This is a genomic window from Roseibium sp. (assembly GCF_050301095.1).
GTDB lineage: Bacteria > Pseudomonadota > Alphaproteobacteria > Rhizobiales > Stappiaceae > Roseibium.
Genome location: NZ_JBNKYW010000200.1, coordinates 1 through 16,064, shown reverse-complemented (window position 1 = coordinate 16,064; position 16,064 = coordinate 1). Strand labels below are relative to the sequence as shown.

At 61.3% G+C, this 16,064-nt stretch carries 12 protein-coding genes; 3 read left to right on the top strand and 9 right to left on the bottom strand.

The genetic code is table 11. The features are described from left to right. The first annotated feature begins 20 nt into the window (after nucleotides 1-20). Entirely contained in the window at nucleotides 21-2,360 is a 2,340-nt protein-coding gene (locus ACQY7U_RS18065) for an ATP-binding protein (RefSeq protein WP_428647324.1), read from the top strand. On the opposite strand, the gene ACQY7U_RS18060 is transcribed toward ACQY7U_RS18065, so the two are convergent. The 6 genes from ACQY7U_RS18060 to ACQY7U_RS18035 form a co-directional block, all read right to left on the bottom strand. Next, nucleotides 2,357-3,247 carry an alpha/beta fold hydrolase gene (locus ACQY7U_RS18060; protein ID WP_428647322.1) on the bottom strand — a complete coding sequence of 297 codons (891 nt, stop codon included), beginning with the start codon at nucleotides 3,245-3,247 and terminating at the stop codon, nucleotides 2,357-2,359. The two genes, ACQY7U_RS18065 and ACQY7U_RS18060, sit on opposite strands and share 4 nt — an antisense overlap. Before the next feature lie 117 nt (nucleotides 3,248-3,364). Further along, nucleotides 3,365-6,361: a bifunctional [glutamine synthetase] adenylyltransferase/[glutamine synthetase]-adenylyl-L-tyrosine phosphorylase gene (locus ACQY7U_RS18055; protein WP_428647319.1), complete on the bottom strand. Its 2,997-nt coding sequence runs from the start codon at nucleotides 6,359-6,361 to the stop codon at nucleotides 3,365-3,367. Beyond that, nucleotides 6,312-7,763: a sensor histidine kinase gene (locus ACQY7U_RS18050; protein ID WP_428647316.1), complete on the bottom strand. Its 1,452-nt coding sequence runs from the start codon at nucleotides 7,761-7,763 to the stop codon at nucleotides 6,312-6,314. The genes ACQY7U_RS18055 and ACQY7U_RS18050 overlap by 50 nt, the downstream gene beginning before the upstream one ends. Then, the gene (locus tag ACQY7U_RS18045) at nucleotides 7,747-8,433 is read right to left on the bottom strand and encodes a response regulator transcription factor (RefSeq protein ID WP_428647313.1); all 687 of its coding nucleotides are present in this window, start codon (nucleotides 8,431-8,433) and stop codon (nucleotides 7,747-7,749) included. The genes ACQY7U_RS18050 and ACQY7U_RS18045 overlap by 17 nt, the downstream gene beginning before the upstream one ends. Nucleotides 8,434-8,719: 286 nt before the next feature. Then, nucleotides 8,720-10,249, bottom strand: a complete 1,530-nt coding sequence (locus tag ACQY7U_RS18040) for a Do family serine endopeptidase (protein ID WP_428647311.1) — start codon at nucleotides 10,247-10,249, stop codon at nucleotides 8,720-8,722. Between the two features lie 215 nt (nucleotides 10,250-10,464). Continuing rightward, on the bottom strand, nucleotides 10,465-11,142 hold the full coding sequence (locus tag ACQY7U_RS18035) for a glutathione S-transferase (protein WP_428647308.1): 678 nt from the start codon (nucleotides 11,140-11,142) through the stop codon (nucleotides 10,465-10,467). 126 nt (nucleotides 11,143-11,268) lie between these two features. On the opposite strand from ACQY7U_RS18035, the gene ACQY7U_RS18030 reads away from it, so the two are divergent. Next, a complete protein-coding gene (locus ACQY7U_RS18030) occupies nucleotides 11,269-12,267 on the top strand; it encodes a DUF2336 domain-containing protein (protein ID WP_428647306.1) in 999 nt (332 codons plus the stop codon). Nucleotides 12,268-12,521: 254 nt separating this feature from the next. After that, a complete protein-coding gene (locus tag ACQY7U_RS18025) occupies nucleotides 12,522-13,601 on the top strand; it encodes a DUF2336 domain-containing protein (protein ID WP_428647303.1) in 1,080 nt (359 codons plus the stop codon). Between the two features lie 22 nt (nucleotides 13,602-13,623). Here ACQY7U_RS18025 and ACQY7U_RS18020 read toward each other — a convergent pair whose 3' ends face one another. The 3 genes from ACQY7U_RS18020 to ACQY7U_RS18010 form a co-directional block, all read right to left on the bottom strand. Next, entirely contained in the window at nucleotides 13,624-14,865 is a 1,242-nt protein-coding gene (locus ACQY7U_RS18020) for a bifunctional alpha/beta hydrolase/OsmC family protein (protein ID WP_428647300.1), read from the bottom strand. An 83-nt stretch (nucleotides 14,866-14,948) separates the two neighbouring features. After that, complete coding sequence (locus ACQY7U_RS18015; protein WP_428647297.1) at nucleotides 14,949-15,443, bottom strand: cytochrome c-type biogenesis protein; 495 nt, start codon at nucleotides 15,441-15,443, stop codon at nucleotides 14,949-14,951. Between the two features lie 4 nt (nucleotides 15,444-15,447). Further along, a partial coding sequence (locus ACQY7U_RS18010) for a cytochrome c-type biogenesis CcmF C-terminal domain-containing protein (protein WP_428647295.1) occupies nucleotides 15,448-16,064 on the bottom strand: 617 nt, incomplete at its 5' end.

Sequence of the window (16,064 nt, the reverse complement as noted above, 5' to 3'; positions counted from 1 at the left end):
CACTTCCTATGGCGCGAGCGATGGCTGGCGACGCATCCGTGCGGCGCGGCGACAAGGAGTCGGAACAGGAAAGCACTGCAAGCGCAACACGCTTGTCGCTGCGTGGCCTGTTCGCCTCCCTCATGAACGGCCTCGCCCGTTCCGACGGCCTGATGCGGCGCGCCATCCCAAGCCTCGCGATCGTCTTCATCGTCATTCTGGCGCTGTTCCGCGCCGGTGAGCTGGTCGATGAGTTTACCGACACCCAGCAATCCGCGCAAAACACGCTGAGCCTGATGGCAACCGTTGTCGCCAACAGCCTCAACGCCACGCAGGAGGCCTTGCCGAAGGCCGGATACCGGACGGTCCTGAAGCGCCATCTGGCCGACAGCCTGCCGGCGGGCGCAACCAGCCGGGGCAGGATATTCCTGGTCACGGATGCGTCGGGAACCATCGTCGCGTCCGCGCCGGTCCAACCGGGCCTCGAGAGCCGGCCAATCACGGATGTTCTGAGCCCGTCCCAACCGCTGACCGTATTCGGCGCCCGCGCCGGCGTCCTCGCGGTTCCCGCCGACATCGGCAACGCCGAGGAGCAGGTTCTGGCGACCGTGCATCATCTCGACGGGCAGCTCGGCATGCTGGCGGTGCTGCAACCGGAAAACGCCATCTACGCGGAATGGCGCGACGACCTTTCGGCGAATGTCACCCTGTTCGCCGGCACGTCCCTGGTTCTGCTGGCGGTCATCTACGGGTTGTTCAGCCAGGCCTCGCGCGCGGAAGCCGCCGACGAGATGTATGCCGGCACCCGGGCGCTGATCGACACCGCCCTGACCCATGGCCGCTGCGGCCTATTTGACTGGGACCTTTCCCGCGGCCGCATGTTCTGGTCGTCCTCGCTCTATGAGCTTCTGGGCCGCGAGCCCAAGGACGACATCCTGAGCTTCGCGGAAGTGGCCGACATCACCCATCCGGACGACATCGACCTTCTTGGCCTTGCCGAACATCTTCTGGAAACCGGCGAAACCCTGGTCGACGAGACCTTTCGCATGCGCCACGCGGACGGCAACTGGATCTGGCTCAGGGCCCGCGGTGAAATCCAGTCCGAACCCGGACGGGCGGAACCGCATCTGATCGGCATCTGTATCGACATCACCGAGCAGCATCTGCTTGAGGAACACAGCCGCATGGCGGACCTGCGCCTGCGCGATGCCATCGAGACGATCTCCGAGGCCTTCGTGCTGTGGAACGCCAAGAACGAACTGGTGATCTGCAATTCCAATTACCAGTCGCTGCACAACCTGCCGGGATCGGTCATCAAGCCGGGCACACCCTACCAGGACGTCATGGCGGCCGCGGTCAACGCCGAGATCGCGCCGCAGCCCATCGCGGTCACCCAGCGCGGCGGCGCGCCGGACGGCTCCTATGAAGCCCAGCTGGAAGACGGCCGCTGGCTGCAGATCTCCGAACGTCGGACCAAGGACGGCGGTTTCGTTTCCGTCGGCACGGACATCACCGCGCTGAAGAAGCATGAAGAAAAACTGATGGAATCGGAAAGGCGGCTGAAGGCCACCGTTTCCGATCTGCAGAAGTCCCGTCAGACGCTGGAAATCCAGGCACGCCAGCTCGTGGAACTGGCAGACAAATACCAGGAAGAAAAGACCCGCGCGGAAGCTGCCAACCAGGCCAAGTCCGAATTCCTCGCCAATATTTCGCACGAATTGCGCACGCCGCTGAACGCCATCATCGGCTTCTCCGACATCATGACCCAGGAGATGTTCGGCCCGGTCGGCACCGAGCGCTACTCGGACTACTGCAAGGACATCTATTCCTCCGGCACCTATCTTCTCAATGTGATCAACGACATCCTGGACATGTCCAAGATCGAGGCCGGCCGGATGAGCATCGAGACGGAAACCGTCTGCGCCTCCGCCGCGGCCCAGGATGCCGGCCGGATCGTGACCGGTGCGGCGACGGAGAAGAACATCACGGTCAACACGGACGTCGCCGAGAATATCCTTGTCAATGCGGACAAGCGGGCGCTGAAGCAGATCCTCCTGAACCTGCTTGCCAACGCGGTGAAGTTCACACCCGACAACGGCACGGTTACGCTCAGGGCCCGGCCGCGCGGCGACAAGCTTCGCTTCGAGGTCACCGATACCGGCATCGGCATTTCGGAGCGCGACATCGAACGTCTCGCCCAGCCCTTCGTTCAGGTGGAAAACCAGTTCACCAAGACCCACCAGGGCTCCGGCCTCGGGCTAGCCATTGCCCGTTCGCTGGTAGAACTGCATGGCGGCAAGCTGACGATCCAGTCCGAGGTAAAAAAAGGCACGACGGTGAGCTTCACCCTGCCGCTGGCGGAGAAGGAAGCGGCGGCCTAAAGGACCTCCTTACCCACAAGTTCACGCAGTATATCCCGCGCTCTCGTCCACAGCAGCGCCCCGCCTTCTTCGGGAAAAAATCTGCGCTCCGCGGTTTTCAGACACTGCGCCAAGGAAGCTCCGAAGTCGGGCGAGTGCACCGGGCTTGCATCCTTTCCGCCATACCACAAGGTCATCGGGCAATTGATTGCCGCGAGATTGATGTCCCATGGCCCGAGTGCGGCAAGCGTATCGCGGGCGTAGCCGCCAGGCCCTTGCCGAAAGCCTTCCGCCAAGGCCAGCTTATAGGCTGATCTGAACGGTTCCTGCCCGTAAACGGAGCGATCCGGTTCGGAACTCATCGACAGGACAAGTTCAAAAAATCCGTCGGGTTCGGCAAAACCTTCCAACATGGCGAGAAAGCCTTCCGGATCGCTTGCAGCCTGACGCGTCATTTGCCTGACCTGTTCGGGAAGAAGCTGGTCAAACACCTTTTTTGCCAGATCGTCTTGCCCGGACACGATCGCGAGCCTGGACACAACACCTTTGGCGGCCAGAGCCAGAGCAAACGGCGCTCCCTGGGAGAACGCAGCAACGGCGGCTTCCTGCACCTGCAAGTGGCCGAGCAGTTCAATGACATCATCCGCGACTGAAGACAGCGTTTTGTCCGGATCCGGATCCGATTGCCCAAGTCCCGGCCGATCCGGAGCAATCAGCCGGACATTCAGTTCCTGAAGATGGTCAATACCGAAACCGAGCGTTCCAGCCATACCTGCCCCGGTCAGGAACAGGACAGGGATCGCGGCCTCCTCCCCCCATTCAGACCAGGCCAGCATGCGGCCACTTGAAAGGACATGACTTTTGGAACGGTCCGGACGACGGACCGCGACGTTGGGTAGAAAATGCATGAGGTATCTCGGAATATGAGTCAGGGGTCGCTCACAAGAGCGTAGAGAAGCTGGGAAAATCGGGCCGCCGACACGGGCATTCTGATACGCTACGCGGTGTGAAAATACAACCCGAGATCAACCCTCAACCACTTCCACCTTGCCCACCAGCCTCTCAAAAACTGCCCTGACCTTGGCCTGCAGCTCCGCCAGTTCCGTTTCCAGCCGGTCGAAGGTCGGACTGCTGGAAGCCTGGACGAGCAGATCCAGAACACCGCGCGGGGCCTCGGCCGGAACGAATTTGCCTGCTAGCGCCAGACGCAGGACCTGGGTCAGGCGGTGATAGAGACGCAGCGCTTCCAGCAGCAGTCCGGCATCGCCCATGTCGAGGCAACCGGCCTCGCGCAGCCGTTCCAGCGCATCTTCTGTCGCCTGTGCCAGGACTTCCGGCTTGTCGTGGGCATTCGCCAACTGCAGGAACTGGGCCAGGAACTCGATATCGACCAGGCCGCCGGCAACCTGTTTCAGGTCCCAGACATCCTTGGTGCCCTTTTCCTTTTCAATGCGCGCGCGCATGGAGCGCACGTCGTCGGCGAGCTTTTGCCTGTCCCGCTGCTTGGTCAGCGTTTCCCGGATGCTGTCGCTTATCTTCTGTGCGAACTCGTCCGAGGAGGACGCGATCACCCTGCCACGGGTCAGGGCCATGTGTTCCCAAGTCCAGGCGTCCTTGTTCTGATAGGCGATGAAGCCGTCCAGATTGGTGGCAAGCGGCCCCGCGTTGCCGGACGGGCGCAGGCGGAAATCCACTTCGTAAAGCGAGCCTTCGGCCGTCGGCGCCGACAGCGCCGTAACCAGCCGCTGTGTCAGGCGCGTATAATACTGGGTGATTGCCAGCGGCCGCTTGCCGTCCGACTGCTTGACGTCCTCCGGGGCTTCGTAAAGCAGGATCAGGTCGAGATCGGAGGCCGCCGTCATCTCCCGCCCGCCAAGCTTGCCCATGGCGAGGACCGCGACATTGCCCCCGGGAACGACACCATTGGCCTCACCGACATGACTGATAACCTGTGTCAGGATGCGATTGACGACGACTTCCGCGAGCCGCGCCAGGGCAAAGCCGACCCGGTCGGCCGAAAGCGTGTCGGAGATCAGCCGAAGACCGATCAGGAACTGCTGTTCCTGTGCAAAAATCCGCGCCCGGTCGAGAGCCTCCTCGTAGAAACGGGCCTGGGCAAGCGTCCGGTCCAGTCCATTCCGGAATTCCTCGACGCTCGGCATGGCGCCGAAGAACGCCGGGTCCAGGACGGCGTCCAGAACGTGGACGCGCTTGGAAACCGTTTCGGCCATGCGCGGCGCGGCGCCCATGGTGGTGGCAAGCAGCGTCAGCAGCTGCGGATTGGAGCGCAGCAGGGAAAAGAGCTGAACCCCGGCCGGCAGCTTCGACATGAAATTGTCGAAGGCCCGGAGCGCCACGTCCGCGTTGTCGGTCGCAGCCAGCGCGGAGATCAGAGCCGGATGCATTTCGGTCAGCCGTTCCCTCGCCTTGGTAGACCTCGTGCAGGGATAGCGTCCGAAATGCCAGGACTTGATGATGGCGGCTGCTTCCGAAGGTTGCTTGAAACCAAGGCCGGACAGAGTCTCCAGCGTACCCGGATCGTGATCATCGCCGGTAAAGACGAGATTGCCGAGCTCAGACGACAACGCCGGTTCGTCCTCGAACAGTTCGGCATAGTGATGCTGAACCGTTTTCAGCTGGTTCAGGAGCGCTGTTTCAAAGGGCTTCAGACCGTCGAACCCCATCAGGGCGGCGACACGCGCCAGCCCTTCGTCGTCCTTGGGCAAGAGTTGGGTCTGCTCGTCGTTCAGCATCTGGATCCGGTGCTCGACATTGCGCAGGAACCGGTAGGCATCGGCCAGTTCGTCCCGCGATTCCGGCCGGATCCAGTCAGCGTCGCAAAGTGCGTCGAGCATGTCGAGTGTGCGCCGGCCCCTCAGGGCCGGGTTGCGTCCCCCGGCGATCAGCTGCTGGGTCTGGACGAAGAACTCCACCTCGCGAATGCCGCCGCGGCCGAGCTTGACGTTGTGCCCGGCCACGGCGATGGCCCCGTGTCCCTTGTGCATATGGATCTGTCGCTTGATCGACTGGACGTCGGCGATGGCGGCAAAATCGAGGTATTTGCGCCAGATGAAGGGGACGATCTCGTGCAGGAACTGCTCGCCCGCCGGAATGTCGCCCGCGCAGGGCCGCGCCTTGATCAGGGCTGCCCGCTCCCAGTTCTGGCCGAGGGATTCGTAATAGACAAGGGCCGCGGGAACGGACATGGCAAGCGGCGTCGCGCCGGGGTCCGGACGCAAGCGCAGGTCGGTACGGAAGACATAGCCCTCCGCCGTCCGGTCCTGCATGATCTTGACGAGCCGCCGGGTCAGCCGCACGAACTCCACCGGCGCCTCGGCTCCTCCCGCCATCGGTGCCTTGTCGGGGTCATAGAGCACGATCAGATCGATGTCGGAGGAGTAGTTCAGTTCATCGGCACCGTGCTTGCCCATGGCGAGCACGATCAGGCCACTGCCCTCCTCCGGCTTTTCGGGGTCATGTGGCACGAACCTGCCCCGGCGGGTCAGGTCATCCAGGCAGAAGCGGATGGCGGCGGTCAGTGCCGCGTCGGCAAAACCGGCCAGTGCGCCCGTGACCAGGTCGAGATCGATCGTCCCGGAAATATCCGCCAGACCGAGGGTCAGTGCGAGGTCCTGTTTCAGGAGCCGCAGCACCCGCATGATACCAGCTTCGTCCTCGGCCCTTGCTTCGCGCGCTTGGCCCATAATCCGCTCCAGCCGAGCCTCGGGGGCCTCCTTCAGGATGGCCAGAAGCCGTGGTGGGTCGGTCAGCATGAGGTCGCGCAGGAAAGGCGAGTTGCCAATGATGCCAAGCAGGAACCCTTGCAGGTGAGAATGCGCGTCAAGCAGCTCCTGAAAACCGCCGCCCGCCTCCGCATGGTCGAGCAGGTCCTTCAGAAAAAGCGCGGCGTGGTCAGGATCGGGCGCGGCCGGCACAGTGGCAATTCGGCCGACCAGACTGCCGGCGCCTCCGTCAGGCTGGGTCTGGTTGTTCTGATCCTGTCCGTGTGCCGATGTGTTCATTGCCATTCCTGTTGCCGACCGGTGCCAGGTCGATCCGTGCGGTCAGACCCGATGCTCCATTCATGAAGCGCAAGTCTCCGCCATGCAAGCGGGCAACGGCCTTGACCAGACTCAATCCAAGGCCCGTTCCCGGTTCAGAGCGGCTTTCCTCGAGCCGCACGAAGCGTTCCATCACCCGGTCCTGATCGTGTTCCGGAATACCCGGCCCGTTGTCGGAAACGGTCAGGACCACGCGGCCTTCCTCCTCGCCACCGGACAGGCGGATGATGAAGTCTCCCTCTTCCGGGCGGCCATATTTCAGGGCGTTCTCGATCAGGTTTACCAGAACCTGGCTGATCAGATCCTTGTTGCAGTCAGCCATCAGGCCGTCGGGAACATCGGTTTCCAGACGCCCGCCCTCGTCCTCCACGAGCGGCTCGTAAAGCTCGGCGATTTCCGCGACCAGTTTCCCCAGATCCGACGGCTCCATCACCGAACCGGGGGCCGTCGATTCAATCCGGGCGATCCGAAGCAGTGCATTGAAGATGCGCAAAAGGTTGTCGGTCTCGTCAAGAGTTGCCTCCAGGGCGCTTCTGTAACCTTCCTCCTCCCTGGCTTCGCGCAGGGCCGTCTCGACGCGGGACTGCAGCCGCGTCAGCGGCGTCTTGAGGTCGTGGGCGATGTTGTCGGTGACATCCTTCATCGACTGCATCAGCAGCTCGATGCGCTCCAGCATGGTGTTGAGATTGACGGCGAGGCGGTCGAATTCGTCGTCGTTGCCGGCCACCGGCAGCCGGCGGGTGAGGTCGCCGGTCATGATGGTCCGGCTGGTCGCCGATATTTCGTCGATACGCTTCATCACGCGCCGGTTGACGAAAAACCACGTAATCGCCGCCAAGAGGATGACCACGATCAGCCATAAACGCAGGGCATTGCCGAGGAGATTGGAAAACCGCAACTGGTCGCCGAGATCCCGCCCGACGAGCAGGCGGAAGCCGCCGCGCAGCTCGAAGGTCCGGACCATGGCCTGACGCTCGACCTTTTCCGTATCCTGGCCGAGGCGCGTGTAGCGCACCCGGCGCAGGCCGCCATCGGCTTCCTCAAGAACGACCGTGGGCAGGCGCGCGATGTTGCCAACCAGCGCGTTGCCGGCGAAATCGACCAGCAGATAAAGGCTGGCGTCCGGATGGCGGGAGCGCTCGTCGATGGTTTCCACCAGATCGCGGACGCCGCCCCTGAAATAGACGTCTGACAGACCCTTCAGCTCCGCGTCGACGGTCTGGACGACCTGCTCGGACATCAGGTGGTCCGTGTTTTCGGAAATATAGACCAGCAGGAAACCGGACATCACCGTGAAGACGGCAATGTAGAGCAGCGACAGCTTGAACGCCGTCGTCCTTGTGTATCTAGTTAACCGCGTCACGGATCGTGTATCCGGCACCCCGGATCGTATGCAGAAGCGGCGTCTTGAAGCCCTTGTCGATCTTGCTGCGCAGGCGGGAGATGTGAACGTCGATCACATTGGTCTGAGGATCGAAGTGATACTCCCAGACGTTTTCCAGGAGCATGGTGCGGGTGACCACCTGTCCGGCATGTTGCATGAGATATTCCAGGAGGCGGAATTCGCGCGGCTGCAGGGGAATATCCGTGTCACCACGGCGGCAGCAATGGGCCATGCGGTCCAGCGTGAGGTCGCCGACGGTATAGGTCGTCTCCACCTGCTGTGCGGATTTCGGCCGCCTGGCAAGCGCTTCGACACGTGCCTGCAATTCGGTGAAGGCGTAGGGCTTGGGCAGATAATCGTCGCCGCCGGCCTTCAGGCCCTTTACCCGGTCGTCCACCTGGCCGAGGGCGGACAGGATCAGGACGGGGGTGTGATTGCCTTCCCGGCGCAGTTCCTGGATGACGGCAAGACCGTCCATCTTCGGCAGCATGCGGTCGACGATGAGAATGTCGTAATCGCTGTCGAGGGCCATCTGCAGTCCGGTCCGCCCGTCTGCTGCATGGTCGGCGGTGTGACCGAGTTCGCTCAAACCCTTGACGAGATAGCTGGCCGCTTCCCGGTCGTCTTCGATGACTAGAATCCTCAACATCTCATCCTTTTAACGTGTGTTGCACTTAATGAAAATGGCTGACGGCGGCGAAGGATGTGGGACGCCGCCGCCAGTCTCCCAGGGTTTTGACAAACCCTCGGACAAGACCGGCCTTCGGGGGTCAGGGGCAGAGGTCAGGCCGGTCTTGTCCGTCAGGGGCCGGTTCAAAGGATCAATCCGCTTTCATGCGGCGGGGCACGTCGGCTGAGACTTCGGCTGATCCTTGTGCCGGGGCTGTCCGGTTCCGATCGGGAGATCCGGACACCCCGGCCGAGCCGGTTCCTGATCAGGCAAGGTTCATGGGCAGAGCCACGAACCTGGTTGTGTTGTTGCTCTCGACCCGGAAGAGCACCGCCTTGCGGCCGTCCTTTTCCGCCTTTTCGAGTGCCTTCAGTACGTCGGACGGTTCGTTTACCTTCATGCCTGCGACTTCCAGGATCACGTCGCCTTCGCTCAGGCGTTTCTCGGCAGCCGGGCTGTCCGGATCAATCTCGGCGATGACGACACCCTCGCCCTCCATTCCGGCTTCCGCCTTGGTGGTCAGAACCAGGCCGAGGTCGTCCAGGCTGGTCTTGGCGTCTTCAGCATCCACTGCGGCAGCGACTTTCTGATCCTGCTCCTGCAGGCGGCCGAGGGTCACCGTCACATCCTGCTCAGAGCCGTCACGCCAAACAGTAATCTCGACCTTTGTGTCCGGCTCATACGCCGCAATGATCTTGGACAGATCGCGCGGACCTTTCACCTCGGTGCCGTCAACGGCCAGGATTGTGTCGCCCGAGCGCAGGCCAGCCTTCTTGGCCGGGCTGTTGTCCTGCGCTTCCGCGACTATGGCGCCGCGGGCCTCCTCGAGGCCAAGGCTTTCCGCGATGTCATCCGTGACGTTCTGGATCTGTACGCCCAGCCAGCCGCGAACGACGGTACCGTCGTTCTTCAGCTCCATGATGACATCCTGCGCGGTCGAGGCCGGTATCGCGAAGGCAATACCGACGTTGCCTCCGGACGGCGAGAAGATCGCTGCGTTCACGCCGATGACTTCGCCATGCATGTTGAAAGCCGGACCGCCTGAGTTCCCGCGGTTGACGGGCGCATCGATCTGGATGAAATCGTCATAGGGTCCCGCTCCGATGTCTCGTCCGCGCGCCGAAACGATGCCGGCAGTCACCGAACCACCGAGACCGAACGGATTGCCGATGGCGACGGTCCATTCACCGACTTCCGGCGCATCGTCCGCAAAATCCACATAGGTGAACGTCTTGTCGCTATCGACCTTCAGAAGTGCCAGGTCGGTGCGCTTGTCGGCACCGATAAGCCTGGCCTGAAATTCCTTGCCGTCGCGGTCGATGACGGTGAATTCGGTTCCGTTTTCAACAACGTGGTTGTTCGTGACGACATAACCGTCATCGGAGATGAAAAAACCGGAGCCCTGCGACATGCCGTATTGGCGCGGAGAAGGACGCTTGCCATGGCCGTTTTCGCCGCCCTGACCGCCAAAATCGCGGAAGAAGCGACGGAACGGGCTGCCATCCGGCAGGCCTTTGAAGAATTCCTCGAAGCTGTCGCCGCCGCCATAGTTCATCATGCGCGGTTCGATCGCCTGCTTCACCTGAACGCTGACCACTGCCGGGCTGACCGCCTTGACGACGTCGGAAAAATCGAGCGGCGCAGCGGCATCGACGCGAACAGCATCGGCGAAGGCAAGCTGACTCGGAACGACCGTTTGAGCCGTCATGAGACCGGCTGCCCCAAGCGCGACCACACCTGCCAGCAACTTGGCACGGCGGGACCGCAAGGGAGAGACTGACCGATGATTTTGCATATTATCTTCCTCTGTCGAAATTTACTCTGTAGGCCAATTCGAAAGCGTGCGGGGACAACGCTCCAGGCTCGAGACAGAAGATAGGAAGCACAGCCTTACAGCCGCCTGTCGGCGGCATTACAGTTTCGTAAGGTTGGAAACCTCGGACAGATTTCGCAGACAACAATTTGTTTTAAAAAGAAAATTTTCTGCCACAAAGAACTGAAGAACCGGCTTCAGCCGCCCGCGCTGTCAGGCAACAGGGGCCTTTGCGGAAAGAAAATCGGCGAATCGCCTGCCTGCCACGTCCGCCATTTGGGCATGACCTGCCGGAAAAGAGCGGAAATTTCAAAAGCTTCCAGCCACGAAATCAGGGCATTCCAGTCCCGGGCGTCGAACCAGGCGCGGTCGGTATTTGCGAACTGCCGGATGAAGGGCAGGATCGCATAGTCGGCCAAAGAGGTACGCGATCCGCACAACCAGTCGCCTTCGCCCAGCTGACTGTTCAGAAACCATAGATATTCGGAGGCCTTGCTGCGCTCGTTCTCACGGTCCGCATCCACATAACGCGTATCGTACTTGTAGCGGTCGAGGTGACGCTTGAAAGGACCGTCGCAAAGGCGGATCAGTTCGAACATGGCCTCGCTGTCCGCCGCGTCCGGCTGCAGCCATTTCTCAGGATCGTTCCGGCCGAGCGCCCAGAGCATGATGTCCAGGCTTTCGTCGAGGACAGTAACGCCGTCCTTCAGGCAGGGCACAGTCGCCGTTGGCGACGTTTCCAGAAAGTCCGGTGCCTTGTCCCTCAAAAGGACCTCGCGCAGTTCAACGGTCTGCCCGCTCGCGGCAATCGCAAGTCTGGCGCGGATGGCATAGGGACAGCGGCGGAAAGAATACAGGATCGGAAATTCGGTCATGCCGCTCAAATGGCGCAACGGTGCCCGGTGGTCAATCTCGTTCGTCCTTCGGCCTCCGGCAAACCGTGCGTATTTTTCACGGGTTATAAAGAAAATCAGGCGATACTGGAGCGAACAGGTAACACCATGACCAACTCGCTTCTCCAGCTCGCCAAGGAAACTTCTTCGGAAAAAAAGCACCAGCTCGCCGAGCATGTGACGGGCCTTCTCGTCGCGCGCTCCGAGGACACGGGCTCCGAGGAAACCCGGCTTCTCAACAATATGCTGGAGGGTGTCTACGATTCCCTTGAACTTGAAACCCGCAAGAAGATGTCCGAGCAGCTTGCGGATGTTCAGTCCATGTCCTCCGAGCTCGCGGCAGCCATGGCGACCGACGACTTTCCTGTCGCCCAGGCGGTTCTGGAACGCTCCCGCTCCCTGAAGGAAGAAGATCTCCTCAAGATTGCCCGGACCAAGGAACAGGCCTACCTACTGGCCCTTGCCAAACGCGATACCGTCAGCCGGGACGTATCGGAAGTCCTGATCACGCGTGGCAACAAGGAAGTCAAACAAACCATTGCCACGAACCTTGGCGCCGACATCACGATGGAGGAGTTCGAGGCCCTGGTGAAAGACATGCCCAAGCAGCTCGGGGAGCGCATCCGGCATCTGCGCAAGTCCAACGAGGAGCTTCTAGAGGATCTCTTCCGCGACGACGGAGAAATCGCCGCAGGTTCGGAGCTGGTGAAACGCCCGTCGAAGATCAGTCCGAAGGCCTGGCTGATGGGGATCAAGCTCGGCAAGACCACCCTGAACAAGGCTGTCTATCAGCTCGCGCAGGAACACAACCTTCTGGATGCCGTCGGCCTGCTGTCCTTTTTTGCCGGTCTGGACATGAAATATGTCCACAATCTCATGGTCCGGTTCGACTCGACCGGCATTGCCTCCGTCTGCCGGGCAACCGGGATCGGCGCCATGGAGTTTCAGGCCATCTGCAAGGAGCGCTGCAAGCACCTGAAGTTTCCGGAAAGCACGGGCAGCAAGTGGCTGACCAACTACCACATGCTCGATGAAACCGACGCACGGCGGCTACTCGCCCTGATGCAGATGAAGCTGAAGGCCATCAAGCACGATCAGGCGGCCTGATCCCCGGTTCTCTCCAGTCTTTCGCGCCGGACTGCCCTCCGACGGCCCGCGCCTCCCCGCGCGCAAAGAAGTACAACGCACCCAAAAGTTGCATTATTTCTACCCCGGATATCGGGTTCCGTAGAATTACACTAAAATTATACTGTTATTTTTGCTGATATTCGGAATATTATCTGAATTTTGTTACGTCATTTTATCCAGTTGTAAACTGTCTGTCTGTTAGTCGTTACGGTGTGAAAACGGATAGCTCAGACATGATCGACGACCTTCTCAGTCTTGCCCAGGACAGCACGCCCGAAAAACGCCACCGGCTGGTTGAACATGTAACGGAACTTTTCGTAACCGGTGCGGAGAGTTACCAAACCGAAGAAATTACTCTGTTCAATACCGTTATCGAGCGCATGCTGCCGACCATGGAAGCAGAGCAGAAGAAGACGGTTTCCGAGCAACTCGCACCGATCGACAGCACCTCCAAGAATGTCGCCCTGACACTGGCCAGGGAAGAGATCGACATCGCCCGCCCGATGCTGACCACGTCCACCGTGCTTGATACCGAAGACATTCTTCAGCTGGCGAAGACGATGGGTCAGGGACACCTGCTGGCCATCTCGAAGCGCAAGCATCTGGAAACACAGGTCACCGACGTTCTGCTGGAACGCGGTGAAAGCCCCGTCAAGCAATCGGTTGCCGCAAACGCCGGCGCCGAGTTTTCGGACTGGGGTTCCCGCCTCCTGATCAAGCTGGCAGAGCGCGACGACAAGATTCGCGACGCCATGATGGAGCGCGCAGACATCTCCGAGACCGATTACGAGAAACTGATCAGCCAGATGCCCGAGAAGCAGCAGGCCAAGATCCGCCAGCTTCGCAACGAGAACGAAAACCTCGTCAACGAGTTGTTCCACAAGGCAAGCAAGGTTGTCGCCAGCTCCAAACTGGAGCGCAAGGCCACCCGGATCGACGCCAAGGCCACCTTGAAGGATATCCGTGAAGGACGGCGCACGCTCGGCAAGTCCATCACCCAGTTTGCCCTGTCCAACAACCTGTTCGACATCTGCTTCCTCTTGGCGGAAATGTCGGGGCTCGAGCAGAAATACATCACCAATGTCATGGTGCGTTATGATGCCACCGGCGTTGCGGTCCTGTGCCGCGCCATGGGTGTCGAGGACCATGACTACCAGGCCCTGTGCCGCGCCCGGGCAACCCACAACAAGCAGCCGCAATCGACCGTCGACAAGTGGGTGGGCGACTACCGTGCCCTGACAGACAAGGATGCGCGCCGCCTGCTGTCCTTCATGAAGATCCGGCTGAGCTCAATGGAAGGCGAGGCGGCCTGACAACACGGCCCCTGCCCTCTTTTCAATCGTCCGCCCGGACCTCCCGGGTCACTATGGCCGCACCGGCTTCCAACGTCCTGTGGACAGGGCACTTGTCGGCAATTTCCAACAGGCGCGCCCGTGTCTGCGTGTCCAGATCGCCTTCCAGAGTGATCCGTCTTTCGAAACGGTCGATCTTGCCGCCACGGCTCTTCAGATCCTCGGAACATTCCGCACAATCGGCCGCATGAACCTTGCCGTGCAGAACCTGCGTCCCGATCCGGTCCAGGGAAAGCCCCTTTCTCTCGACGTACATGCGCAAGGTCATGACGGTGCAAGCCCCAAGCGCTGCAGACAGGTAATCGTAAGGTGACGGGCCGCTGTCGAGGCCGCCGAAATCCGCCGGCTCGTCCGCCATCAGCCTGTGCTGTCCGCTCAGCACCATCGCCTGGAACTTGCCCTGACCGGTCTCGATCACGTCCACCCCGGTTTTTTCTTCGGCGCCACTGCGTTGCGGTTTCAGTTCCAGGTACCGGCTTGACCATGCCGAAATCACACGGGCAGCGTAGGACGCATCTTCACGCCCGCTCAGGAGATGGTCGGCCGTGTCGAGCGTCACGAAACTCTTGGGGTGTTTGGCCGCAACAAAGATATCCGTGGCGTTTTCGATGCCGACGGTATCATCGAGGGGCGCATGCATGACCAGAAGCGCCTTGCCGAGTTTGCCGGCCTTTTCCCGGACGGCCTGGGTCTGCAAATCGTCCAGAAATTCCTTGCGGATCGTGAAGGTGCGGCCGGCCAGATCGACGTTACCTGCGCCCTGGTCCCTGATCTCCGCCAATGAGCCCTTGAAATTGTGCAGAACGTGTTCCGCTTCCGCCGGAGCTCCGATGGTCACCACCGCCCTGGCTTCGGGAATGGCGCCGGCAACCGAGAGAATTGCAGCCCCGCCCAGGGAATGTCCGATCAGAAGCTGAGGTGCCTCGTAGTTCCGGCGCAGAAAGTCGGCTGCCAGCCTCAGATCCTCGACGTTGGAGGAAAAGCCGGTGGAGGAAAAGTCGCCGCCGCTGCCACCAAGACCGGTAAAGTCGAACCGTAGAACGGCAACGCCCTCGGCGCTGAGCGCTCCGGCGATCTGGCGGGCTGCGTGGCCGTCCTTGGAACAGGTGAAGCAATGCGCGAAGAGCGCGAACGCCCGGATTTCTCCCGGCGGCAGATCCAGTCTGGCCGCCAGTTTGGCTCCGTGGGCGCCGTCGAATTCCAGTTTCAAAGGCCGTTTTGCCATGTTCCTACCCCTCGGTGTTCAGCCAGAAGTAAGCACAGTCAATCGGCATGCAAGTCACGGCTTGGTGTTCCGTCCGTGAGACTTCAGGCTGGCCCGTCCGTTTCCTCCAGAAGTGTCTTCAGGCGGCGTTCCTCTTCCTCTGTGAGGTGCTGCTGTGCGCTGCCCGAGGCCAGCCTGCTGCGGCCCGCTCTCTTCCTGAGTGCGGCAAAGATGGCGATCAGCCCGGCCACAAGCGCAATCGGTCCGGCGGCCCACAAAAGGATCGTGTGCCAGGCAAAGCGGGGCTTCAGCAGCACAAATTCGCCGTAGCGGGAAACCAGGTAATCGATGACTTCCCCGTCGCTGTCTCCGGCAACGAGCCTTTCGCGAACAAGCACGCGCAGATCTTTGGCCAATGGCGCATCGCTGTCGTCAATGGACTGGTTCTGGCAGACCATGCAGCGCAGCTCGGCGGACAAGGCCCGTGCCCGCGCCTCAAGGACCGGGTCGTCCAGAATTTCGTCGGGCGCCACGGCAAGGGCAGGTCCCGCAATGAGAGCAAGTGACAGAAGCAGGCCGGTCAGCAGTTTACGGATCATGGTTTCACTCCGCTGCAGCCGGAATCGCCTGCCGCCTTGCGGGTTTCGGCGCACCGACCCGCAGGCGCCGGTCAGCAATGGAGACGAACCCGCCGAATGCCATGATCACGCTGCCAATCCAGATCAGCGTGATCATCGGCTTGAAGTAGACCCGGACGTCGACCGCGCCGTCCCCGCGGCTTTCGCCAAGGGACAAGTAGACCTGCGAGAACCCGGTCGTGTAGATGCCGGCTTCCGTCGTCGGCATCTGGCGGGCGGTATAGACCCGCTTGGACGGCTCGAGTTCTGAGACAACGGTGCCCTCCTTGCGGACCGTGAAATGCCCAACCTCTTCCGTATAGTTCGGTCCGCGCCTCGGAGCGGCGCCGTCGAAGGCGACCTGGTATCCGGCCAGTTCCACCGTATCGCCCGGACGCATGGTCGTGACCTGTTCTTCCTGGAAGGCGGAAGCCGTGACGATGCCAAGCACCGTCACGCCGATGCCGAAATGAGCAATCGCGGTTCCCCAGGCCGATCCCGGCAGGCCGGTCAGACGGGCGAACGCGCGTTTCGGACCGATTTCGAACAGCTTGACCCGGGTGACGATCTCGGACACCGCTCCGGCCATCACCCAGACGGCGA

Bases quoted from the DNA above. Each gene is read 5' to 3' on its own strand.
- ACQY7U_RS18025 (WP_428647303.1), top strand. From the start codon at position 12,522: ATGATCGACGACCTTCTCAGTCTTGCCCAGGACAGCACGCCCGAAAAA.
- ACQY7U_RS18030 (WP_428647306.1), top strand. From the start codon at position 11,269: ATGACCAACTCGCTTCTCCAGCTCGCCAAGGAAACTTCTTCGGAAAAA.
- ACQY7U_RS18060 (WP_428647322.1), bottom strand. From the start codon at position 3,247: ATGCATTTTCTACCCAACGTCGCGGTCCGTCGTCCGGACCGTTCCAAA.
- ACQY7U_RS18065 (WP_428647324.1), top strand. From the start codon at position 21: ATGGCTGGCGACGCATCCGTGCGGCGCGGCGACAAGGAGTCGGAACAG.
- ACQY7U_RS18015 (WP_428647297.1), bottom strand. From the start codon at position 15,443: ATGATCCGTAAACTGCTGACCGGCCTGCTTCTGTCACTTGCTCTCATT.
- ACQY7U_RS18040 (WP_428647311.1), bottom strand. From the start codon at position 10,249: ATGCAAAATCATCGGTCAGTCTCTCCCTTGCGGTCCCGCCGTGCCAAG.
- ACQY7U_RS18020 (WP_428647300.1), bottom strand. From the start codon at position 14,865: ATGGCAAAACGGCCTTTGAAACTGGAATTCGACGGCGCCCACGGAGCC.
- ACQY7U_RS18045 (WP_428647313.1), bottom strand. From the start codon at position 8,433: ATGTTGAGGATTCTAGTCATCGAAGACGACCGGGAAGCGGCCAGCTAT.
- ACQY7U_RS18035 (WP_428647308.1), bottom strand. From the start codon at position 11,142: ATGACCGAATTTCCGATCCTGTATTCTTTCCGCCGCTGTCCCTATGCC.
- ACQY7U_RS18055 (WP_428647319.1), bottom strand. From the start codon at position 6,361: ATGAACACATCGGCACACGGACAGGATCAGAACAACCAGACCCAGCCT.